General features: G+C 42.9%; 27 protein-coding genes and 1 pseudogene. 3 read left to right on the top strand and 25 right to left on the bottom strand.

Annotation, left to right across the window (positions count from 1 at the left end):
* Nucleotides 1-28: 28 nt before the first annotated feature.
* Genes rplF through rpsJ form a run of 17 tightly spaced genes read right to left on the bottom strand, consistent with a single transcriptional unit; the run spans nt 29 to nt 7638 of the window.
* Nucleotides 29-565, bottom strand: a complete 537-nt coding sequence (gene rplF / locus PH235_RS05565; RefSeq protein ID WP_086987323.1) for a 50S ribosomal protein L6 — start codon at nt 563-565, stop codon at nt 29-31.
* A 40-nt stretch (nt 566-605) separates the two neighbouring features.
* Nucleotides 606-1004 carry a 30S ribosomal protein S8 gene (rpsH, locus tag PH235_RS05560; protein WP_086626913.1) on the bottom strand — a complete coding sequence of 133 codons (399 nt, stop codon included), beginning with the start codon at nt 1002-1004 and terminating at the stop codon, nt 606-608.
* A gap of 34 nt (nt 1005-1038) precedes the next feature.
* Nucleotides 1039-1224 carry a type Z 30S ribosomal protein S14 gene (locus PH235_RS05555; protein ID WP_087033208.1) on the bottom strand — a complete coding sequence of 62 codons (186 nt, stop codon included), beginning with the start codon at nt 1222-1224 and terminating at the stop codon, nt 1039-1041.
* 20 nt (nt 1225-1244) lie between these two features.
* Nucleotides 1245-1784, bottom strand: coding sequence for a 50S ribosomal protein L5 (gene rplE / locus PH235_RS05550; RefSeq protein WP_106448938.1), 540 nt, complete (start codon nt 1782-1784; stop codon nt 1245-1247).
* A gap of 26 nt (nt 1785-1810) precedes the next feature.
* Nucleotides 1811-2119: a 50S ribosomal protein L24 gene (gene rplX, locus PH235_RS05545; RefSeq protein ID WP_068558971.1), complete on the bottom strand. Its 309-nt coding sequence runs from the start codon at nt 2117-2119 to the stop codon at nt 1811-1813.
* A gap of 34 nt (nt 2120-2153) precedes the next feature.
* Nucleotides 2154-2522, bottom strand: coding sequence for a 50S ribosomal protein L14 (gene rplN / locus PH235_RS05540; RefSeq protein WP_068558973.1), 369 nt, complete (start codon nt 2520-2522; stop codon nt 2154-2156).
* Nucleotides 2523-2565: 43 nt separating this feature from the next.
* A complete protein-coding gene (gene rpsQ / locus PH235_RS05535; RefSeq protein WP_086987321.1) occupies nt 2566-2832 on the bottom strand; it encodes a 30S ribosomal protein S17 in 267 nt (88 codons plus the stop codon).
* A 27-nt stretch (nt 2833-2859) separates the two neighbouring features.
* Nucleotides 2860-3054: a 50S ribosomal protein L29 gene (rpmC, locus tag PH235_RS05530; RefSeq protein ID WP_068558977.1), complete on the bottom strand. Its 195-nt coding sequence runs from the start codon at nt 3052-3054 to the stop codon at nt 2860-2862.
* Nucleotides 3044-3478: a 50S ribosomal protein L16 gene (gene rplP / locus PH235_RS05525; protein ID WP_068558979.1), complete on the bottom strand. Its 435-nt coding sequence runs from the start codon at nt 3476-3478 to the stop codon at nt 3044-3046. The genes rpmC and rplP overlap by 11 nt, the downstream gene beginning before the upstream one ends.
* A gap of 3 nt (nt 3479-3481) precedes the next feature.
* Nucleotides 3482-4138, bottom strand: a complete 657-nt coding sequence (rpsC, locus tag PH235_RS05520; protein ID WP_086987320.1) for a 30S ribosomal protein S3 — start codon at nt 4136-4138, stop codon at nt 3482-3484.
* Nucleotides 4139-4141: 3 nt separating this feature from the next.
* Nucleotides 4142-4498 (bottom strand): 50S ribosomal protein L22, encoded by a 357-nt coding sequence (gene rplV, locus PH235_RS05515; RefSeq protein ID WP_106448939.1) that lies wholly within the window; start codon nt 4496-4498, stop codon nt 4142-4144.
* Nucleotides 4499-4518: 20 nt separating this feature from the next.
* Complete coding sequence (gene rpsS / locus PH235_RS05510) at nt 4519-4800, bottom strand: 30S ribosomal protein S19 (protein WP_068558985.1); 282 nt, start codon at nt 4798-4800, stop codon at nt 4519-4521.
* A gap of 53 nt (nt 4801-4853) precedes the next feature.
* On the bottom strand, nt 4854-5684 hold the full coding sequence (rplB, locus tag PH235_RS05505; RefSeq protein ID WP_106448940.1) for a 50S ribosomal protein L2: 831 nt from the start codon (nt 5682-5684) through the stop codon (nt 4854-4856).
* A gap of 34 nt (nt 5685-5718) precedes the next feature.
* Nucleotides 5719-6003: a 50S ribosomal protein L23 gene (rplW, locus tag PH235_RS05500; protein ID WP_068558989.1), complete on the bottom strand. Its 285-nt coding sequence runs from the start codon at nt 6001-6003 to the stop codon at nt 5719-5721.
* Entirely contained in the window at nt 6003-6626 is a 624-nt protein-coding gene (rplD, locus tag PH235_RS05495) for a 50S ribosomal protein L4 (RefSeq protein ID WP_068558991.1), read from the bottom strand. The genes rplW and rplD overlap by 1 nt, the downstream gene beginning before the upstream one ends.
* A gap of 26 nt (nt 6627-6652) precedes the next feature.
* Complete coding sequence (rplC, locus tag PH235_RS05490; protein ID WP_068558993.1) at nt 6653-7291, bottom strand: 50S ribosomal protein L3; 639 nt, start codon at nt 7289-7291, stop codon at nt 6653-6655.
* 38 nt (nt 7292-7329) lie between these two features.
* Nucleotides 7330-7638, bottom strand: a complete 309-nt coding sequence (gene rpsJ, locus PH235_RS05485) for a 30S ribosomal protein S10 (RefSeq protein WP_068558995.1) — start codon at nt 7636-7638, stop codon at nt 7330-7332.
* A 777-nt stretch (nt 7639-8415) separates the two neighbouring features.
* Between rpsJ and PH235_RS05480 the strand changes: the two are divergent.
* Both PH235_RS05480 and PH235_RS05475 read left to right on the top strand, forming a co-directional pair.
* Nucleotides 8416-9618: pseudogene (locus PH235_RS05480) on the top strand (ammonium transporter); the annotation flags it as partial.
* 57 nt (nt 9619-9675) lie between these two features.
* Nucleotides 9676-10200: a P-II family nitrogen regulator gene (locus PH235_RS05475; RefSeq protein ID WP_272161548.1), complete on the top strand. Its 525-nt coding sequence runs from the start codon at nt 9676-9678 to the stop codon at nt 10198-10200.
* A gap of 108 nt (nt 10201-10308) precedes the next feature.
* On the opposite strand, the gene PH235_RS05470 is transcribed toward PH235_RS05475, so the two are convergent.
* The 5 genes from PH235_RS05470 to fabG all read right to left on the bottom strand — a co-directional run bounded on the left by PH235_RS05470 (nt 10309) and on the right by fabG (nt 16763).
* Nucleotides 10309-11646 (bottom strand): GntP family permease, encoded by a 1338-nt coding sequence (locus PH235_RS05470; protein WP_272161389.1) that lies wholly within the window; start codon nt 11644-11646, stop codon nt 10309-10311.
* Between the two features lie 150 nt (nt 11647-11796).
* Nucleotides 11797-13041 carry a thiolase family protein gene (locus PH235_RS05465; protein WP_272161388.1) on the bottom strand — a complete coding sequence of 415 codons (1245 nt, stop codon included), beginning with the start codon at nt 13039-13041 and terminating at the stop codon, nt 11797-11799.
* Between the two features lie 32 nt (nt 13042-13073).
* Nucleotides 13074-14636 (bottom strand): acyl CoA:acetate/3-ketoacid CoA transferase, encoded by a 1563-nt coding sequence (locus tag PH235_RS05460; RefSeq protein ID WP_272161387.1) that lies wholly within the window; start codon nt 14634-14636, stop codon nt 13074-13076.
* Nucleotides 14637-14661: 25 nt separating this feature from the next.
* Nucleotides 14662-15996, bottom strand: coding sequence for a GntP family permease (locus PH235_RS05455; RefSeq protein ID WP_272161386.1), 1335 nt, complete (start codon nt 15994-15996; stop codon nt 14662-14664).
* A gap of 29 nt (nt 15997-16025) precedes the next feature.
* Nucleotides 16026-16763 (bottom strand): 3-oxoacyl-ACP reductase FabG, encoded by a 738-nt coding sequence (gene fabG, locus PH235_RS05450; protein ID WP_272161385.1) that lies wholly within the window; start codon nt 16761-16763, stop codon nt 16026-16028.
* 319 nt (nt 16764-17082) lie between these two features.
* Here fabG and PH235_RS05445 point away from each other — a divergent pair, with 319 nt between their 5' ends.
* A complete protein-coding gene (locus tag PH235_RS05445; RefSeq protein WP_272161384.1) occupies nt 17083-18000 on the top strand; it encodes a LysR family transcriptional regulator in 918 nt (305 codons plus the stop codon).
* An 88-nt stretch (nt 18001-18088) separates the two neighbouring features.
* Here PH235_RS05445 and PH235_RS05440 read toward each other — a convergent pair whose 3' ends face one another.
* From PH235_RS05440 to tuf, 3 genes are all read right to left on the bottom strand, one after another.
* Entirely contained in the window at nt 18089-19021 is a 933-nt protein-coding gene (locus PH235_RS05440; RefSeq protein ID WP_272161383.1) for a nitronate monooxygenase, read from the bottom strand.
* Between the two features lie 38 nt (nt 19022-19059).
* Nucleotides 19060-19830 (bottom strand): enoyl-CoA hydratase/isomerase family protein, encoded by a 771-nt coding sequence (locus PH235_RS05435; RefSeq protein WP_272161382.1) that lies wholly within the window; start codon nt 19828-19830, stop codon nt 19060-19062.
* A 378-nt stretch (nt 19831-20208) separates the two neighbouring features.
* Nucleotides 20209-21396 carry an elongation factor Tu gene (gene tuf / locus PH235_RS05430; protein ID WP_272161381.1) on the bottom strand — a complete coding sequence of 396 codons (1188 nt, stop codon included), beginning with the start codon at nt 21394-21396 and terminating at the stop codon, nt 20209-20211.
* Nucleotides 21397-21426: the final 30 nt, after the last annotated feature.

The following is a 21426-nucleotide window of genomic DNA, read 5'->3' as shown; positions in this document are numbered from 1 at the left end:
TCAGGAAGCAAGTAATAATAGCGAACTATTATTTACCTGTCTTACCTTCTTTACGACGGATGATTTCGTTAACGTATTTGATACCTTTACCTTTGTAAGGCTCTGGTGGGCGTACGCCGCGGATGTTGGCTGCCAAAGCCCCAACTTTAGCTTTATCGTAACCTTTAACGATGATTTTAGTGTTAGTTGGTACTTCCACTTCAATACCGTCTTCAGGTGTGAATTCAACTGGATGAGAATAACCGACGTTCAATACAAGTTTTTTGCCTTGCAATTGAGCACGGTACCCAACCCCTACTAAGTCCAATTCTTTCATAAATCCTTCAGATACACCTACAACCATGTTGTTTACCAACGCGCGTGTAGTACCATGAATGGATTTAGTGAATTTCTCTTCGTTAGGACGAGTGAAAGTAACAGTGTTTCCATCGATCTTGATGCCGATCATTTCATTAAATGTGCTAGTTAATTCGCCTTTCGGGCCTTTAACTGTAACAGTGTTACCTTGTTGAGTAACGGTTACGCCAGCTGGGATTTCGATTGCTTTATTTCCAATACGACTCACAGGGCTGCACCTCCTTTATTTTCTCTTATTTTTTTAAAAATTACCAAATGTAAGCTAATACTTCGCCGCCGATGTTTTTCGCTCTTGCTTCTTTGTCGGTGATAACACCTTCAGAAGTTGACACGATTGCGATTCCTAAACCATTCAATACTTTAGGGATGTCGCCAGTTTTAGCGTATACACGCAAACCTGGTTTTGAAATACGTTTCAAACCAGTGATGACGCGTTCGTTGTTTGGACCATATTTTAAGAATACACGGATAACACCTTGTTTGTCGTCTGAAGTGTAATCAAAGTTTTTGATGAAACCTTCAGCCTTAAGAATGTTAGCGATCTCTAATTTTGTCTTTGATGCAGGCACTTCTAAAGATTCGTGACGTACCATGTTGGCATTACGAATACGAGTTAAGAAATCTGCGATTGGATCTGTCATGACCATTTACATTATACCTCCTTTTGCGAGTATGGTTAAATTACCAGCTAGCCTTTTTCACGCCGGGAATTTGTCCTTTATAGGCAAGTTCACGGAAGCAAATACGGCAAAGTTTGAATTTGCGATAAACTGAATGTGGACGTCCGCAACGTTCACAACGAGTGTAAGCTTGTGTAGAATGTTTAGCGGGACGCTTGTTTTTAGCAATCATGGATTTTTTAGCCAATTATCATTCGCCTCCTTAGCTTATTTTTGGAATGGCATTCCAAGTTGTGTCAATAATTCTCTTGATTCTTCGTCAGTGTTAGCAGTAGTTACGATAACGATATCCATACCACGTACTTTGTCGACTCTATCATAGTCAACTTCTGGGAAAATCAATTGTTCTTTGATACCTAAAGTATAGTTTCCACGACCATCAAAAGATTTTTTGCTGATCCCACGGAAGTCACGTACACGTGGTAATGAAACTGTTACTAGTTTATCCAAGAAGTCGTACATTCTTTCGCCACGTAAAGTAACTTTAGTGCCGATAGGCATACCTTCACGTAAACGGAATGCAGCGATTGATTTTTTAGCTAACGTGATGACTGGTTTTTGACCAGAGATCAAAGTTAGTTCTTCAACTGCTTTATCTAGGTTTTTTGTGTTTGAAACTGCATCACCCACACCCATGTTGATGACAATTTTGTCAATTTTAGGTGTTTGCATAATTGATGTGTATTCAAATTTTTCCATCAATGATGGAACGATTTCTTTTGTGTATCTTTCTTTTAAACGGTTCATTTAGAATATCCTCCTTCCTCTAATAATTAATCAATGATTTCGCCGGTTTTTTTGGAAACGCGGACTTTTTTGCCATCTACGACTTTAGATCCTACGCGAGTAGGTTCGCCAGTTTTAGCATCAATTAACATAATGTTAGAAACATGGATAGGTGCTGCTTCTTCAAGAATTCCACCTGTTGGGTTTGTTTGAGAAGCTTTGCGATGTTTCTTGACAATATTAATGCCTTCGACAATAACACGATCTTTTTTAGGGAAAGTTTTAAGGATGACTCCTTCTTTACCTTTATCTTTTCCAGTAATGACTTTAACTTTATCACCAGTTTTTACGTGCATGCTTTGTTGCACCTCCTTCATTTATGACAGTTGATTACAATACTTCTGGAGCAAGGGAAACGATCTTCATGTAATTGTTGTCACGCAATTCACGTGCAACTGGTCCAAAGATACGTGTTCCACGAGGGCTCTTGTCGTCACGAATGATTACACAAGCATTTTCGTCAAATTTGATGTAAGAACCATCTTTACGGTGCGCGCCGTGTTTCGTACGAACGATAACAGCTTTAACTACATCACCCTTTTTGACAACACCACCGGGTGTAGCTTGTTTTACTGTGCAGACGATTGTATCACCAATTCCTGCGAATTTGCGGTTTGAACCACCTAACACTTTGATAGTTAACACTTCTTTAGCGCCTGAATTATCGGCAACTCTTAAGCGGGATTCTGTTTGTATCACGTCAGTATCCTCCTTCCGGATATAAAAATATTTATTTGTCTGATTAGATGATTACTGATTCTTCAACAACTTCAAGCAAGCGGAAGTTTTTAGTAGCAGATAGAGGACGAGTCTCCATAATTCTAACTACATCACCCATTTTAGCTTGGTTGTTTTCATCATGTGCCTTGTACTTTTTAGAGTACTTAACGCGTTTACCGTAAGTAGGATGTGTTTTTGTTGTAGATACTTCTACAACGATTGTTTTATCCATCTTGTCGGAAACAACAACACCTTGGTAGACTTTACGTTGGTTACGTTCTTCAGTCATTTCGTTGTGACCTCCTTTGCTGATCTACTATTTTTGCAATTCTTGTTGTCGCAATACAGTTTTAATACGTGCAATTGATTTGCGTACTTCTTTCAAGCGGGCAGTATTTTCTAACTGTCCGGTTGCAAGTTGGAATCGTAGATTGAATAATTCATCTTTGAATTGTTTTTCTTTTTCAATCATTTCAGCAGTGGATAACTCTTTAAGTTCATTAGCCTTCATTCGATTCACCACCAATTTCTTTACGTTTTACAATTTTTGTTTTAACTGGCAATTTGTGAGATGCAAGACGTAGAGCTTCGCGTGCCACTTCTTCAGGGACGCCTGCTACTTCGAACATGATCTTGCCGCGTTTAACTGGAGATACCCAACCTTCAGGAGCCCCTTTACCAGAACCCATACGGACTCCGATAGCTTTGGATGTATATGATTTGTGAGGGAATATTTTGATCCAAACTTTCCCGCCACGTTTCATGTAACGAGTCATAGCGATACGAGCAGCTTCGATCTGACGGTTGGTGATCCAATGAGAGTCAACAGCTTGCAAACCATATTCGCCGAAAACTACTTCTTTTCCGCCTTTAGCTTCTCCGCGCATTTTTCCACGGAACTCACGACGGTGTTTTACACGTTTAGGTACTAACATTGGTTATTTCCCTCCTTTCTCAGTTGTTTTTTTTGCTGGTAAAACTTCACCACGGTAAATCCAAACTTTAACGCCTAATTTACCATAAGTTGTGTCTGCTTCTTCCCAAGCGTAGTCGATGTCCGCACGCAATGTATGCAATGGAACAGTTCCTTCAGCATGAGTTTCAGCACGAGCGATATCTGCACCATTCAAACGACCAGAAACTTGCGTTTTGATCCCTTTAGCGCCAGATCTCATTGTACGTTGGATTGCTTGTTTTTGCGCACGACGGAAAGCTACACGGTTTTCCAACTGTTTAGCGATACCTTCAGCAACTAATTTAGCATCCAAGTCTGGTCTTTTGATTTCCACGATGTTGATGTGTACTTTTTTACCAGTAAGTTCATTTAACTCTTTACGAGTTTTTTCAACTTCAGAACCGCCTTTACCGATTACCATTCCAGGTTTGGCAGTATGAATAGAAACGTTCACGCGGTTAGCTGCACGTTCAATTTCAATTTTAGAAACAGAAGCTTCGCTTAAGTTCTTTGCGATGTATTTACGGATACGTAAATCTTCATGTAAGAAAGCTGCGTAATCTTTTTCAGCGTACCATTTAGCATCCCAGTCACGAATGATGCCGACACGTAATCCTAATGGATGAATTTTTTGACCCACAGATTATCCCTCCTTCTTTTCTGATACCACGATTGTGATGTGGCTAGTACGTTTCAAGATTGGTGAAGCTGATCCTTTTGCACGTGGACGGAAACGTTTCATCGTTGGTCCTTCGTTAACATAAGCCTCGCTTACTACCAAGCTTTCGATATCTAAGTCATAATTATGTTCTGCATTAGCAATTGCTGACATCAACACTTTTTCTACAACGGGCGAAGCGCCACGCGGTGTGAATTTCAGAATGGAGATTGCTTCTCCGATGCTCTTGCCTCTGATAAGATCCACTACTAAACGAACCTTACGAGCGGCAATGCGAACAGTTTGTGCAGATGCTTTTGCAGCTGTAATTTGTTCTGGCATGTTATTTCCTCCCCTCGTAATTAACGGCGACCTGTTTTCTTGTCGTCTGCGGCATGGCCACGGTATGTTCTTGTTGGAGCGAATTCTCCTAATTTGTGTCCTACCATGTCTTCTTGAATGTAAACTGGAACGTGTTTTCTTCCATCATAAACTGCAATCGTTTGTCCGATGAATTGTGGGAAAATTGTTGAGCGGCGAGACCAAGTTTTAATTACTTGTTTCTTTTCGCTAGCTAGAGCAGCTTCAACTTTCTTAATTAAATGTTCATCGACAAAAGGTCCTTTTTTCAAACTACGACCCATGGTGAAGCCTCCTTTCGATTATGTGTTGCTTCAGTCAATTATTGTTGTGATAATTATTTTTTACGTCCGCGAACGATCAGCTTGCTAGATTTAGCCTTCTTGCTACGAGTTTTGTAACCAAGAGCAGGTTTACCCCAAGGAGTAACTGGCGCTTTGCGTCCGATTGGAGATTTACCTTCACCACCACCGTGTGGGTGATCGTTCGGGTTCATTACAGAACCGCGGACAGTAGGGCGTTTACCCAACCAACGGTTACGTCCAGCTTTACCGATGTTGATCAATTCGTGTTGTTCGTTACCTACTGAACCGATTGTTGCACGGCAAGTTGAAAGGATTAAACGTACTTCGCTTGAGTTCAAACGAACTAGTGTATATTTACCTTCTTGTCCAAGTACTTGAGCACTTGTACCAGCTGAACGGATCAATTGACCGCCTTTGCCTGGTTTTGTTTCGATGTTGTGGATAACAGTACCGACTGGGATGTTTGCCAATGGCATAGCGTTTCCGATTTTGATATCAGATCCTACTCCAGATTCGATTTGTTGGCCTACTTCGATGCCTTTAGGGGCAATAATGTAAGTTTTGATTCCATCAACATATTGGATCAACGCGATGTTTGCAGTGCGGTTTGGATCGTACTCGACAGCTTTGACGATACCAATGACTCCATCTTTATTACGTTTGAAGTCGATCACACGGTAAGCACGTTTGTGTCCACCAGCTTGATGACGAACGGTAATTTTACCTTGGTTGTTGCGACCGGCTTTTCTTTTGATTGGTTCGACCAAAGATTTCTCAGGTGTTGTTTTTGTAATTTCTGCGAAATCAGAACCAGTCATATTACGACGGCCGTTTGTGGTAGGTTTGTATTTCTTAATCGCCACGTTTTTTCCCCTCCTATTTGATTATTTCAGTAAATTAATTTTCGAATAACTCGATTGTTTTAGAATTTTCAGTCAAAGTGATGATTGCTTTACGGCGTTTTTTTGTATAGCCTTTGTATTTGCCCATACGTTTAAGTTTGCCGCGTACATTCATGATGTTTACGTTTTTAACATCTACACCGAACAATGATTCGATAGATTGTTTAACCAATGTTTTGTTAGCACGTACATCCACTTCAAAGGTATATTTCTTTTCATCCATTGCAAGCATAGAAGCTTCCGTGATGATTGGGCGTTTGATAACGTCTGTTGCTTCCATTATATAAGAGCCTCCTCTACCTTAGAAAGAGCAGCTTGTGTCAAGACTAATTTGTTGTTTGAAACAACATCCAATACGTTGATTCCTGTTTCGTTAACGACTGTTACACCAGGAAGGTTACGTGCTGATAATGCTGCAAAATCGTTGTCGTTTTCTACAACAACCAATACTTTCGTATCAACGTTAAGGTTTTTCAACACATTTGCAAATTCTTTTGTTTTTGGTGCATCGAAGTTCAATGTTTCAACTACGATCAAGTCTCCTTCAGCAACTTTCGTTGAAAGAACTGATTTGATAGCTAAGCGACGAACTTTCTTGTTTAATTTATAGCTGTAAGAACGAGGTGTTGGTCCAAAGACAACTCCGCCGCCAACCCATTGTGGTGAACGGATTGAACCTTGACGTGCACGGCCTGTTCCTTTTTGTTTCCATGGTTTACGACCACCACCGCTGACAGCGCTGCGGTTTTTCACTGCGTGAGTTCCTTGTCTTAATGAAGCGCGTTGCATGATGATTGCATCGTATACAACGTTTTCGTTAGGCTCGATCCCAAAGATTTCTTCATTCAAAGTTACTTCACCGTTTTGTGTTCCATCTTGTTTAAATAAGGCTACGTTTGGCATTTTTCTCGTTCCTCCTCTCTTTTATATTATTTGTTTGCAGCTTTGCGGGCTACTTTGATTTCGATTAATGATTTTTTAGAACCAGGTACGTTACCTTTGATCAGGATTACGTTTTTCTCAACGTCAACCATAACGACTTCAAGGTTTTGGATAGTAACGCGATCGTTACCCATACGTCCTGCTAATTTTTTACCTTTGAATACGCGGGATGGGAATGAAGCAGCACCCATTGAACCCGGACGACGATGGTAACGAGATCCGTGGGCCATTGGTCCGCGGCTTTGTCCGTGACGTTTGATTACGCCTTGGAAGCCATGTCCTTTAGTGGTACCAGTAACATCAACAATGTCGCCGGCTGCAAAGATATCAACTTTGATTTCTTTTCCTACTTCGTATTCTCCTAGCTCAACATTGTTAAATTCACGAATGAAGCGCTTAGGAGCAGTTTTTGCTTTTGCTGCATGACCCTTAGCAGGTTTGTTTGACAATACTTCACGCATTTCTTGGTAGCCTAGTTGTACCGCTTCGTAGCCGTCTGTTTCGTTGGTTTTAACTTGTAAAACAACGTTTGGAGTAGCTTCGATAACTGTAACTGGTACTAACTCACCGTTTGCAGTAAAGAATTGAGTCATTCCTACTTTTTTGCCTAAGATTCCTTTGGTCATGGTAACACCTCCGTTTGTTTTTTATATGATAGGTTTGATTATAATTTGATTTCGATGTCTACGCCGCTTGGTAAGTCAAGCTTCATCAAAGCGTCAACAGTTTTTGTTGTTGGGTTGATGATGTCGATTAGACGTTTGTGTGTAAGCATTTCGAACTGCTCACGAGAATCTTTGTACTTGTGAGTAGCACGGATCACTGTGTATAGTGATCTTTCAGTCGGCAATGGAATCGGACCAGAAACGGTAGCTCCCGTTCTTTTTGCTGTTTCCACGATTTTATCCGCTGATTGATCAAGAGCACGGTGTTCATATGCTTTTAAACGAATACGTATTTTTTGTTTTGCCATGTTGTTCCCTCCTTCGTCAGATGTAATTCATAAGACTAGCTCCACGAAAATTCCCCGGCACACCCGCCGTGACAAAGCGACCGGGTGTGTCGCAACCTCTCGTCTCTTAGCTGCAGTTCCCGAATGAACGGTCCCCAATACATTATTCATAACCATGAATGCCGTACCAATATATTATACATAATCGCATTAGTTAAAGCAAGTCTTTTCTGAAAATAATATTCAGTTTCTGCTATTATCCAAATGACTTGTATTGCCTGAGCACTGTGAAGCATTTTGTCCCTTCACTATTATACTGATACACAGGAAGAATGCAAGCATAGCGGAAATGTTTCTTTTTAATGATCGTCGTTTCTTTTCGGGTGTCCGCCTTATTATCAGCGACTTTCCTATAATATAGAAGAAACAGGATTTCCGATTGGGCTTGCTGGGTTAAACCATTGATTGAACGCTTGTATTTTTACTGATATATTGCCCAATTTCTAGTATTTTTTACCGCGCCTTCCTTCCATGTGAGCTATCATCACGTGATTGACAAGATTAAATCGATTTTATGACGTCTCCACAGCACTTATTGAGCGCGTATTAACCTTTTTTTGCTTCCAGGGCATCTCACAACGCCTTCCGCCGCAATTACGCCTTGTCCATGTCACATATTATGACGCAGGTCGTCATCATTTTGGTGCTTTTACTTTTTTTAGGGTGTAAAGTATGAAACATCACAAAGTAATCCTATAAAAATAATTTATCAGCAGAAGGAGAATCTACATGGAGAACATTAATTATGCAGACACAACTTTCGTCTTCCTCGCAACGATCTTAGTCATGATGATGACGCCCGCTTTATCCCTATTCTACGGAGGGATGGTCCGGAAGAAAAATGTCCTCAGCACGACGATGCACAGTTACGCTGCCATCGCAGTCGTTTCTGTTCAGTGGCTATTATTCGGCTACTCATTTGTATTCGGAGGCGAGTCGAAATTTTTCGGGGATTTGTCTTTCACATTGCTCAATGGTGTTGGATTCACTCCGATTGATTATGCACCGACCATCCCTCATCAGCTCTTCATGATGTTCCAGATGGCGTTCGCAATTATCACTCCAGCTTTGATTTCAGGAAGCATCGCGGAACGCATGAAGTTCCCTGCCTTTCTTGCCTTCATCCTTTTATGGACGACTTTCGTCTATGATCCGATTGCCCATTGGATTTGGGGAAATGGCGGTTGGATCCGCGAACTGGGTGCACTCGACTTCGCAGGCGGGAGCGTCATCCATATCAGCTCAGGTATATCCGCTCTGGTAGCAGCCATTTATCTAGGCAAAAGAAAAAACCATGATTCCGTCAAGCCGCATAATATTCCGATGACAATGATCGGCGCCGGCCTTCTGTTATTCGGCTGGTTCGGTTTCAATGCCGGAAGTGCTCTGGCAATCAATGATATCGCACTGGATGCTTTCATCGCCACAAACACTGCCGCTGCCACTGCTGGCTTAAGCTGGATGATCTGCGAATGGATCATCCATAAGAAACCGACTGCACTTGGTTTCGTCAGCGGTATCGTTGCCGGGCTGGTTTCAATCACACCTGGTGCCGGATTCGTCAGCCCGATTTCAGCATTAGCCATCGGTTTCATTGGCGGAATCGTCTGCTTCTACGGCGTATCGGTTCTGAAGAAGAAGTTTGACTATGATGATGCACTTGATGCATTCGGTTGCCATGGTATCGGAGGGATCTGGGGCGGAATCGCAACAGGTATCTTCGCATCAAGCAGCATCAACCCTGCAATTGAAGGCGGGTTGGTAGATGGCAGGGCCTCACTTTTGATTGCGGAAGTGGTCAGCATTTTGGCTGTACTTGCTTACGCGGGCATCATGTCCTTCCTACTGTTGAAACTGATCAGTCAATTCATGCCACTGCGCGTCTCAGCCGAAGAAGAAGAAATCGGTTTGGATTATGCAGTCCATGGCGAAACAGCATACGGAAGTCTAGCTGTAGCTTTGAACGAAACCAATTATTCAAATACGATTGCATCGGTTGTGCCTGGCGAATTGAAAACAGCCTTCCAAAAATTCCAGGAGCGCACTTTCGGAGGCAACGGTCCCGAATTGGCCTTCGCAAATATATCTCTTGAAGAGCTGAACAAATCAGTGGCGGTGGAATATCAAGCATCTGGTGCCACGACAGGCAGTAACGATGCGCAAAATAAAATCACCAAAATAGAAATCATCACGAATGAGAGTAAATTTGAAGGTCTGAAAAAAGCGTTGAACAGCATTGGTATTACCGGCATGACCGTTTTCGATGTATTCGGCTACGGCATGCAAAAAGGCCACTCTACTTATTATCGTGGCGTTGAGACCGAAGCCGACCTGCTGCCGAAGATCCGTGTCGAAGTTGTCGTCAGCACGGTTCCCGTCCAAGATGTCGTGGACGCTGCCAGAAAAGCTTTGTACTCAGGCAATATCGGTGACGGAAAAATCTTCATTTACAATGTAGAAAACGTCATCCGCGTCAGCACAGGGGATGAAGGCAAAAAAGCTTTGGAATATCCAAACGAATAAGCAAAATACAAGGAAGAGCATCGGGGTCTGTGATCCCGATGCTCTTCTTTGTCATCTATACCCTTCCCGGTTATCCTAAAGCTTTCGGCGGGATATGCTTATTGTTGCTTAAGTCAAATTCAAAACGATTGCACTGAACAATACCGCCACCAGTGCGGCAACGTTCGAACCGGTCATCAGCACAAACATATATTTCATTGCATTCTTATGATTGAGCCTGCATACCGCAAAGAACGTCAGCACGATTCCGCTATGGGGCATTGCCGTAAAAGCCGCTGAAGCAATAGCCACTACACGGTGAATGACTTCTGGCTGGATTCCCAAATCGATATAATTCTGCCCAAAAGCAGGCACGATGATAGCCAATGCACCAGAGGATGAACCTGTAACGATGGACATCAAGGCCGTCGCAACAGATAGGCTGATGAGCGGGTTTCCCGGGATGGACAGTATGTACTGGGAAATGATCGCGAATCCGGGTGCTGCAGTGACGACCGTACCAAAACCTACTGCAGCCGCAGTAAGGAAAATCGGATTAATCGAACCCTGAGCTGCCAGATTTAGCACATCTTTGTGGCTCAAAACATACTTGTGGAATACCGCGACTGATGCTAAACATGCTGCTAAAAGACCGATCAAGATAACATTTGGCACCTTCATGATGCTTCCGGCAAGGATGATGACCACGAGAAGCAGCATCGGAAAGATACTTGTGAACACACTAGGTAAATGCTCATCATTCTCAGCGGCCAGATTTGCTGAATCATCAAATGAAGCATACGTCACTCCGTTTTTCACACTCTTATCGAATTCAAATTTCATGTACCAAATACCGAAAGCGATCGCTGCGACAGAACCGATGATTCCTAGTACTGGAGCAGCCGTCAAAGTCGTATTCAAAGTCGTTGTAGGAATAACATTCTGTATGGAAGGTGTCCCCGGGAACATGGTCATTGTGAAAGTTCCGACCCCAAGCATGACAGGTATAACGATAAGGTTCCACGCCATATCCATTTGCTTGAATATGGGTCTGGCTAAAGGGATTACTGCAAAAATAACTACGAACAAACTGATTCCACCGTACGTCATGATTGCACTGATGAAAAAAATGGCGATGAGTAACGAGAATGGTTTATCCGTTCCAGTCACCTTCATTACCGACTTTGCAATGGATTTCGCTGCGCCGCTGACTTCTATGTATTTCGCCATTATTGATCCAAGCAAGAATATGGCGAAGTAATTGATGATGTACTTCGATAATCCCATCATATAGGCTGTCGGACCGGAAATCAGGGCCGGATAAATTTCCATGTTGTTCAATACGATGACCAAGACCGCAGCTAATGGTCCAATCAACAAGATGCTGTAGCCTCTCATCGCGAGAAATATGATAAGTACAATAGCTATTAATATACCTAATGGACCCATCCAAATTGGCAAAATCACAAGAAAATCCTCCTAAAATTTAAAAATATTTTTTGTTTTATTTTTCAGTTTTCCACAAAAAAACTTCATCGCAGAAAGGTATTAACAATTTCTCCGATGAAGTCTTTATGCGAAACATTCAATTCAGTCAATAAGATTACTTAGTTAAAATCACTCAGCAGAATGGAAACCATTTTCCACCAGAATGGCTACGCCCATACCTCCGCCGATGCAGGCAGAACCGATACCATATTTATATTCTGGATGGTTTTTGAATTCCTGTAGGATCGACACCATGATGCGCGCACCTGATGCGCCCAGCGGGTGACCCATTGAGATTCCACCGCCATTCGGATTGTAGCTGTTTTTGTACCATTCACTGTTCATGTCTACACCCAGTTCGTCCAGGCAAGCCACTTGTTGCGCTGCGAATGCCTCATTGATTTCCAGAATGCCGACATCTTTTTGCAGATCCAAGCCGTTGCGTTCCAATAAGGCTTTGATGGCAGGAACGGGTCCCATGCCCATATATTCCGCTTCTACCCCGGCAACTTTATAGTCGACGACTTTAGCCCAAACGGTCAAGCCATGTTTTTCCGCATAGGAAGCAGAGGTCACTATGCTAAAGGCGCCGCCGTCATTCAAGCCGGATGCGTTACCCGCAGTAACGGTGCCATCCTTTTCGAAAACGGGTTTTAATTTAGCCAAATTTTCTACCGTTGTACCTGGTTTAGGGAATTCGTCCGTATCGACAACCGTCACTTGCCCTTTGCGGCCTTTGATTTCTACAGGCACGATTTCTTCCGCCAATCGTCCGCTTTCCATCGCAGCTTTACATTTCATTTGGCTGTCAAAGGCAAATTGGTCTTGACGTTCACGCGTAATGTTCCATTTGCGCGCAACGGCTTCGGCTGTGTTACCCATATGATCAATACCTGAATCACGACCTGAAGCGCTCGAGTGACCGGCTACATTCGCATCGATCAAAGGTTTGTTGCCCATTTTCAAGCCATCATAACGCGCTTCAATCGGCAGGTAGAAAGGTGCGCGGGATAAGGATTCGACCCCACCGGCAGCAACCACTTCCGCATCACCTAATTTGATTTCTTGTGAAGCAGAAATGATTGATTGGAAACCAGATCCGCAGATACGGTTGATCGTCATACCTGTTGTTGTAGCAGGTAAACCTACGTTAATACCAATCAGGTTACCTACATTATTGGATGTTTGAGAACCAGTAACGTTTCCTACGATAACTTCTTCGATATCTTCTTTGTTGATGCCGGAACGCTTGATCGCTTCATTCAGAGCAATTTCACCTAACATCGGTTCATCTACTGTTTTTAATCCACCTAAATAGCTGCCTACTGGCGTGCGGGCGCCACCCACGATGACGACTTCTTCTAAAGCTTTCATTATTTACATAACTTCCTTTCGAGTGCGTTAGCTTATTTTAAAACGATGTCCTTCAATTTCCCCCAAGTTTCCTTGAAGATATCAGGGTTCATTTCCTTCAGGTCTTCAGCAATGACCGGTTCGAAATCCATCCAGTCTAGAATATCCTTTTGCAGGTCGACGCCTGGAGCGATTTCGATCAAGCGCATTTTACCTTCGTTCAGGTCGAATACAGCACGTTCCGTGACATACAGTACATTCTGCTCATTTTCGGATGCATATTCGCCTGAGAAAGTGATTTGTTCTACCTGTTTCAGGAACTTCTTAGCTTTCCCTTGCTCCGTGATGACTAATTTCCCATCTTCGATCGTCGCTTTGCCACCCACTGTGAACGTACCTACAAAGACGATATTTCTTGTGTTCTGAGAGATATTGATGAATCCACCTGGTCCTGTCACTCTTGGCCCAAATTTAGAAACATTGATGTTCCCCTTCTCATCTGTCTGAGCTAAGCCTAAAACAGTCAGATCCAAGCCACCACCATCATAGAAATCGAACATCGCTTGGTGATCAATGATCGCTTCTGGATTGAAGGCTGCACCAAAATCTAAACCAGTAGCAGGTGTTCCACCAACGGCTCCTAATTCGAGCGTCAATGTCAATTCATCGCCTAATCCTTCTTCTGCTGCTACTGCAGCCACGCCATCCGGCATTCCGATACCCAAGTTAACGACGGAAGCAGGTTTCAATTCCATCGCTGCACGGCGCGCAACGATTTTCCGAACGTCAAACTTCATCGATTTGAAACCATTCACCGGGACTCGCACCTCACCAGACAACGCCGGGTTGTATTGTGTGCCCATTGTTTGGTAGTGGTTTTCCGGCTCGGAAACAATCACATAATCAACTAAGATGCCCGGTACAGATACATCCTTCGGTTTGATGGAACCATTCTCGACGATTTTTGTTACTTGAGCGATGACGATACCACCTGAATTGCGAGCAGCTGTCGCTAAAGGCAAGGATTCCAATTTGCCTGTCTCACGTTCGATTGAAATGTTTCCTTTGCCATCTGCGTAAGTGCCACGAACCAAAGCCACATCAATCGGAAAATTTTTGTAGTTCAGCCATTCTTCACCGTTCAGTTTCACCAATTCAACTAAGTCTTCTGTTGCTTTGGTATTGCCTTTCGCTCCTTCAACACGAGGATCCGCATAAGTCTTCAAGCCTACTTTTGTGATCAAGCCTGGTTTTTTACCGGCAATCGAACGGTACAATTGCGTGATGACACCTTGAGGGAACAGATACGATTCCACTTGATTGTTGATGACAGCCTGTCCCATCAATGGAGATGAACCAATATGTCCGCTGATCAGTCGTTTGACCAGACCCTCTGCAACCAAGTGGTCCAAGCCGTTCCCAGGTTGGTTATTGCCGATACCGCTTGAGTTCACGAAGGTGATTCCTTTTGGATGCTGCTCTTCTGCATATCTTTCTTCGATACCGACCAACATTTGTTCAGACAGGCCACCCAGACCGAATGTTGTCGTTGCAACGGTTGCACCATCTTTGATAAGTTTTGCTGCGTCTTTATAAGAAATTACTTTGTTGGACATGAATAGTTTCTTCCTTTCGTTTACCCTAGTATAAGAATGCTGAAGTAATCAGAATTGCCGTAATAGCCAATAAGTGGCCGATATTCACGATCACAAATTGATGTATGAATCCGTGTTTGATGGACAAGCCGGATAAATTGTTGAAGGTGATGACAACCCCTGATTGCGGCATTACCGTCAAGACTGCTGAAGCAACCACAGCGACCCTGTGGATCAATTCCGGATTGATTCCCATCTCCAGATAAGTTGGTGCGAATGTCGCCATCACGATGCCGATCGCCCCTGACGATGAACCAGTGATTCCACCTAATAATGTGGAAGCGACCGCAAGGCCGAATACTGGACTGCCAGGGATATTCAAAATCATATCCTTGATGATGGCAAAACCTGAAGCACTCGTCAGAACGGATCCAAAAGCTACCGAACTTGAAGTAGAGAAAGCTGGGATGACTGATCCGATCGCACCATTACTTAAGATGTTTTTTTGTCCTGGAATGTACCTGTTGAATAAGAGCGCGCACAACAAAATCGCTACAGTCAACGCTATCAAGATGATGTTCGGAACTTTGCTGAAGACCAGAATGACCGCGACAAGTGATAGAATCGGTGTCAAACTTGTCCCAATTTTTGGAATGCTTGATTCATCGATGGTTTCTTCTTTGACTGCTACTTCTGTCCCTTTGCCTTCCAGATAACTGTCGAATCCTTCCCCATTTTTGATTGATTTATTCAATTGAATTTTCATGTAAATCAAACCAAAGGCAGCAATTACGACAGTACCAATGATACTCAGGACTGGAGCAGCTGTAAGTGTCGTACCTAATGCAGTTGTCGGAACAGCATTCTGAATGGATGGTGTCCCCGGTAACATCGACATAGTGAATGTTGCCATCCCAAGAAATAAAGGAATCGGAAACAATTCCCAGTTGATGTTCAACTTTTTGAAGATTGGTTTTGCCAACGGAATCAGCGCGAACATAACTACGAACAAGCTGATGCCGCCATAAGTCAATAGCGCTCCGATCGCTGCGATTGCAACTAACACCACGTAAGGATTCTCCACACCGACTTTTGACAAGATGAAGTTGGCTATCGAAATGGTCGCATTACTTTTTTCCATGTATTGGGCCAAAATGGATCCCAACAGGAAAATGGCGAAATTGCTGATCAGGAAGTTGGATAGTCCAACCATGTAGGATTGTTCTTTCCCTACCAACGAACCAAAGATATCCATTTGGTTGGTCAGGATGATGATCATCGTTGCGAGAGGTGCAGCAATGACGATGTTCAAGCCTTTTACCGCCATCGTGATGATGGCAATAATGGCTACCAATATACCTACTAATCCTAAAATTTCCATGCTTTTAGATTCCTCCTACTGGGACGCAATTAGATGTGCATGCCGCCGTTCACTTCGATAACTTGACCAGTGATGTAGCCGGATTCTTTTGAAGCCAAGAACTTAACCGCATATGCTACGTCTGCCGGAAGGCCAATACGTTTAACCGGGATTCCTTGGATCATTTTATTTTTCACTTCTTCAGGAATCGCATCTGTCATTGGTGTTTGGATGAATCCAGGAGCAACCACATTCGCTGTAACACCTTTAGCCGCACCTTCGATAGCGACTGTTTTAGTCATTCCGATTACCCCAGCTTTAGATGCAGAGTAGTTTGTTTGTCCGAAGTTACCTGTGATGCCTGCAAGTGAGGAGAAGTTAACGATTCTTCCGTAACCGGCAGCTGTCATTTTATCGAATACCGCTTTGATGAAATTGAAAGTACCAGTCAAGTTAGTGGCGATAACAGCATCCCAGTTTTCTTTTGTCATCTTCTTCAATGAAGCATCTCTTGTGATGCCGGCACAGTTTACCAATACATCAATTTTTCCGTACTCAGCGTAAATTTTTGCGATTGTTTCTTGTGTTTGATCATAGTTTGCAACATCCCCTTGATAAGACCCCGCCTTACCATTTTTTTCGATAATTTCTTGGCTGACTTTTTCTGCATTCTCGCCATTGAAGTCAACAATAATAACTGTTGCGCCCTCTTGGCCGAATTCTTTTGCGATTTCAGCACCGATTCCTTGACCTGCACCTGTGATAACGACTACTTGTTCTTCAAACATGTTTTATTTCCTCCTTGATATTCTGTTTTTGTTATGAGTTTATTATCTATCTAATATGTATTCCCGTAAAATACTAGTTGAAAACACTTTCAATTCCTTTTTAGTTATACTTCCAAATTTAATTTTCAAAAATAGCTCACCAATAACCGGAATTATGATTTTTATAACAATTTATCCATTTTCCAAAACAAAATAAGATAACCCTTACATTTAATTACCATTCCTTTTTAGGAATTAAACTCATTTTTCAGTTTGCGGAAACGTCCCGATAAGCCTACAATAGACGAAGAGGCCAATACATTAAAGGAGATAAACAGGCATGGAAAACACTACCAAAATTACCTATATAGAAACCATAGCGAAACACGGAAATATTACCAAAGCCGCAAACGAACTCTTTATTTCACAACCTTACTTAAGTAAAATCATTCAGGCAATCGAAAAAGAAACTGGTGTCACAATCTTTGAAAGGACCCAGAAGTTTCTCAGCCTAACATTCGCCGGCGAACGTTATCTGTCCTACCTACGAAAATTTGAGAATCTTGAGACAGACATGAAAAAAGAATTGGAAATGATCTCCAACAACAAGAAGGGAAAAATTGTATTCGGAATCAACCAAGCTCTCGGGACCACCCTATTACCCAAAATACTTCCTGAATTTTCTATGCAGTTCCCCGGCATACAGATCGAATTGGAAGAAAAGAGTGCACAAGACCTTGAGAAAATGTTGGAAGACAATCGTGTCGACCTGAGTATCGGCATGACACCCGTAACGAACCAGAACCTATCCTATGAATATCTTTACGAAGATTCGGTGTATCTGCTGGTGTCCGAAAAAAGCCGACTTTATAACCCGACTGCCACGGGAATCCAAAAGTTCCCTTATGATTTGCAGATTCTGAATGATGAACCGATGATTATGTTGTCACCAGCGTTGGGACTGCGCAGACTGTTGGATGAATTTTATACCATCAATCATCTGACCCAAAAAATTGTCCTCACCACCTCGACCATCTATACAGCCATCGCATTGACAAAAACAGGGATGGGCAGTACTTTTGTCCCTATCACAGGGATGGATTTTTCCAATTTCTCCAATTGCAATGTCTATGAGTTCGACAGAACAGTACTGAAGAGCAAATTTGTTCTGCTTTACAAAAAAGATCGCAGTCTCACCCCTGCTGTCCTTTCTTTCTTCGATATCATCAAGCGGAACTTGGGGAGCACAAAAAAATAACAATAAAAAAAAAGCAGGAGCGGCCTCATTATTTCGAGGCCGCTCCTGCTTCTTTGTTCTTCCCGCCGGAATACAGGGGAAGCCATCGTCAGTATACGATTGTCAGATTCTTCAATACTTCTTCCGCTTCGTCGAACAGGTCCGTGATGATTTGTTTGACAGGCTTGATTTCATGGAGCATACCGGCGATCTGCCCAGCCATCACTGAACCGTTTTCCATATCGCCTTCGTAGACGGCTTTGCTTAAAGAACCCAATGTCAGTTCTTCCAATTCATCCCTGGTCGCGTTACGGTTTTCCATCTCGATGTATTTAGCCAGCATTGGGTTTTTGATGGAACGAACAGGTGCGCCAAGCTTACGGCCAGTGACAACTGTCGCCGTATCGTCCGCATCCAGTACCGCCTGTTTGAAACTAGGCGGAACAGGACATTCTTCCGCTGTCAGGAAAATCGTCCCTGCTTGGATACCGACAGCTCCGAATGCATACATAGCCACAACACCGCGTCCGTCACCGACTCCGCCGGCTCCCAAAACAGGGATATTTACGGCACTGACAACTTGCGGCACCAAAGACATTGTCGATGTTTCACCGACGTGCCCGCCTGATTCCATGCCTTCAGCGATTATTGCATCGGCGCCGATCGCTTCCATTTTTTTCGCAAGCTTGACGGATGGGACAACCGGAATAACTTTTACGCCTGCCGCCTTCAGTTTATCGATATAAGGTGCTGGATTCCCGGCTCCAGTCGTGACTACCTTGACGCCTTCTTCGATGATGATGTCGACCAACTCAGGGATATTGTGCATCATCAGCATCAAGTTGACGCCGAATGGTTTATCCGTCATTTCTTTTACTTTTTTAATTTCTGCACGCAGTTGGTCTCCGGTCAAACCGCCTGATCCGATGATTCCCAATCCGCCCGCTTCTGACACAGGTCCTGCTAATGCGGCGGTTGCGATACGAGCCATGGCTCCTTGGAAAATTGGATATTCGATTCCTAATAAATCTTTTAGTGACATTTTTCATTCCTCTTTCTTTTCAAATATATTTTTGTGGTTTACTTGTTTTGATAACATGGTTGTCTTTTCTCGCGGAAAGCAGCAATGCCTTCATGTGCATCATGGGTATGGAAATTTTCAACAAAATGGCTTGTTTCGATCCGAAGTGCCGCTTCGATAGTGGCATCCCGGCCTTCTTGGATCGCGCGTTTTGCAGCCTGCAGAGCAAGCGGAGAAGTCATTGCCATTTTTTGGGCAAAAAATAGAGCATCCTCCAACAAAGTCTCTGAAGGGTATACTGCATTGACGATGTTCAACTCTTTCAATTCATCCGATTTCAATGCTCGACCGGTCAAGATAATTTCTTTTGCTTTGGCCTCGCCTACCAAACGGGTCAAAGTTTGGGTTCCGCCACCACCAGGGATGATTCCGATAGTTATTTCAGGAAGCGCGATATTTGTTGCTTCCCCACAGAAACGGAAATCAGCAAATAGCGACATTTCAAATGCGCCGCCACGAATAATCCCATCATAGACATAGATTGTCGGTTTCTTCACTTCCTGGAGCGTAGCGAATATTTCTTTTGATACATCGCAATATTTCCGGGTATTTTCGTAGGCAAGCATTTCGTCCAAGTCCATCCCTGCACAAAATACTTTTTTCTGCATAGGCATCGAGTATAGGATGACATGTGCCTCCGGATCCCTATCCGCTCGTCTGAAAACTTCTTGTATTTCGGCCAACCCGGCCATCGTTAAGATATTGAGCGGCGGGTTAGAATAAATGATAACACCTACATGGTTCTTTACTTCATAAGTAACAGTATGCATAAGTTTACCCCTTTGTGTTTTTATTCACATTTATCATGTCCTTATTATCACCCGAAAAAACTAAAGAGTAAAATTCATTATAAAGCATTCTATGATGATTATTTGGTTATGATGTTCGCTTTTTTTTTCAATAAAACCCATTATGTAGTGGTTCTCTATGGGATTATTTTCACAACAGCATGGTACGCGAGGGGAATCGTATAACCACAAGTGGAAAAAAACAATTCCCATAAAGTTATGATATACTTGGATTTGTTCATTTCGCTAGTGCGTAAATGAACAAATCCAAGTATATCATCAGCATGAACGCAAAAAAATCCCAAGAGCAGAAGCTCTCGGGATTTTTTTAATCGCATTAAATTTTATTTTGAAATAAAATTATTTAGAGATTGAAGCTACAACGCCAGCGCCTACTGTACGTCCACCTTCACGAATAGAGAACTTAGTTCCGTCTTCGATAGCGATTGGGTGGATCAATTCGATAGTCATAGTAACGTTGTCGCCAGGCATTACCATTTCAACGCCTTCTGGTAAGTTACATACGCCTGTAACGTCAGTTGTACGGAAATAGAATTGTGGACGGTAGTTTGTGAAGAATGGAGTGTGACGTCCGCCTTCTTCTTTTGAAAGTACATAAACTTCAGCAGTGAAAGTTGTATGTGGAGTGATTGAACCTGGTTTAGCCAATACTTGACCACGTTGGATTTGCTCACGTGTAACACCACGTAACAAAGCTCCTACGTTATCGCCAGCTTCAGCGTAATCCAATAATTTACGGAACATTTCAACACCGGTAACAACTGTTTTCTTAGTTTCTTCAGCAATACCGACGATTTCAACTTCGTCACCAACGCGGACTTGTCCACGTTCAACACGGCCTGTAGCAACAGTACCACGTCCAGTGATTGAGAATACGTCCTCGATAGGCATCATGAATGGCTTGTCAGTTTGACGAACTGGAGTTGGGATATATTCGTCAACAGCAGCCATCAATTCCAAGATTTTTTCTTCGTAAGCTGGGTCGCCTTCAAGAGCTTTCAAAGCTGAACCAGCGATTACAGGAACATCGTCGCCAGGGAAATCGTAGTCTGTTAACAGGTCACGAACTTCCATTTCAACTAATTCTAATAATTCTTCATCGTCAACCATGTCGACTTTGTTCAAGAATACTACGATGTAAGGAACACCAACTTGACGAGACAACAAGATGTGCTCGCGAGTTTGTGGCATTGGACCATCAGCAGCAGAAACTACTAAGATAGCGCCATCCATTTGTGCAGCACCAGTGATCATGTTTTTAACATAGTCAGCATGGCCTGGGCAGTCTACGTGAGCGTAGTGACGAGTTTCAGTTGAGTATTCAACGTGAGAAGTGTTGATCGTGATACCACGTTCTCTTTCTTCTGGAGCGTTGTCGATTGCAGCATAGTTAGATGCTTCAGCGAACCCTTTTTTAGCTAAAACTGTTGTGATAGCTGCAGTTAATGTTGTTTTACCATGGTCAACGTGTCCGATTGTACCAACGTTAACATGGGGCTTTGAACGGTCGAATTTTACTTTTGCCATTTTAAATCATTTCCTCCTCATATTGAGTGC

It is taken from the genome of Trichococcus sp. K1Tr, from assembly GCF_028309625.1.
Lineage (GTDB): Bacteria > Bacillota > Bacilli > Lactobacillales > Aerococcaceae > Trichococcus.
The sequence above is the reverse complement of the archived record's forward strand: the minus strand, read 5'-3'. Positions and strand labels throughout refer to the sequence as shown.

Coding starts and splice junctions, on each gene's coding strand:
- rplP (WP_068558979.1), bottom strand. CDS start 3,478: ATGTTAGTACCTAAACGTGTAAAACACCGTCGTGAGTTCCGTGGAAAA.
- rplE (WP_106448938.1), bottom strand. CDS start 1,784: ATGAACCGTTTAAAAGAAAGATACACAAAAGAAATCGTTCCATCATTG.
- rplX (WP_068558971.1), bottom strand. CDS start 2,119: ATGCACGTAAAAACTGGTGATAAAGTTAAAGTCATTACTGGAAAAGAT.
- rpsS (WP_068558985.1), bottom strand. CDS start 4,800: ATGGGTCGTAGTTTGAAAAAAGGACCTTTTGTCGATGAACATTTAATT.
- PH235_RS05465 (WP_272161388.1), bottom strand. CDS start 13,041: ATGAAAGCTTTAGAAGAAGTCGTCATCGTGGGTGGCGCCCGCACGCCA.
- PH235_RS05440 (WP_272161383.1), bottom strand. CDS start 19,021: ATGTCACTAAAAGATTTATTAGGAATCGAATATCCAATTTTCCAAGGA.
- PH235_RS05435 (WP_272161382.1), bottom strand. CDS start 19,830: ATGCATACTGTTACTTATGAAGTAAAGAACCATGTAGGTGTTATCATT.
- PH235_RS05445 (WP_272161384.1), top strand. CDS start 17,083: ATGGAAAACACTACCAAAATTACCTATATAGAAACCATAGCGAAACAC.
- rplW (WP_068558989.1), bottom strand. CDS start 6,003: ATGGAAGCAACAGACGTTATCAAACGCCCAATCATCACGGAAGCTTCT.
- PH235_RS05455 (WP_272161386.1), bottom strand. CDS start 15,996: ATGGAAATTTTAGGATTAGTAGGTATATTGGTAGCCATTATTGCCATC.
- PH235_RS05460 (WP_272161387.1), bottom strand. CDS start 14,636: ATGTCCAACAAAGTAATTTCTTATAAAGACGCAGCAAAACTTATCAAA.
- fabG (WP_272161385.1), bottom strand. CDS start 16,763: ATGTTTGAAGAACAAGTAGTCGTTATCACAGGTGCAGGTCAAGGAATC.
- tuf (WP_272161381.1), bottom strand. CDS start 21,396: ATGGCAAAAGTAAAATTCGACCGTTCAAAGCCCCATGTTAACGTTGGT.
- rpsJ (WP_068558995.1), bottom strand. CDS start 7,638: ATGGCAAAACAAAAAATACGTATTCGTTTAAAAGCATATGAACACCGT.
- rplD (WP_068558991.1), bottom strand. CDS start 6,626: ATGCCAAACGTAGCCTTATTTAAACAAGATGGAACACAAAACGGTGAA.
- rpsH (WP_086626913.1), bottom strand. CDS start 1,004: ATGGTCATGACAGATCCAATCGCAGATTTCTTAACTCGTATTCGTAAT.
- rpsQ (WP_086987321.1), bottom strand. CDS start 2,832: ATGACTGAAGAACGTAACCAACGTAAAGTCTACCAAGGTGTTGTTGTT.
- rpmC (WP_068558977.1), bottom strand. CDS start 3,054: ATGAAGGCTAATGAACTTAAAGAGTTATCCACTGCTGAAATGATTGAA.
- rplC (WP_068558993.1), bottom strand. CDS start 7,291: ATGACCAAAGGAATCTTAGGCAAAAAAGTAGGAATGACTCAATTCTTT.
- rplV (WP_106448939.1), bottom strand. CDS start 4,498: ATGCCAGAACAAATTACAGCTGCAAAAGCATCTGCACAAACTGTTCGC.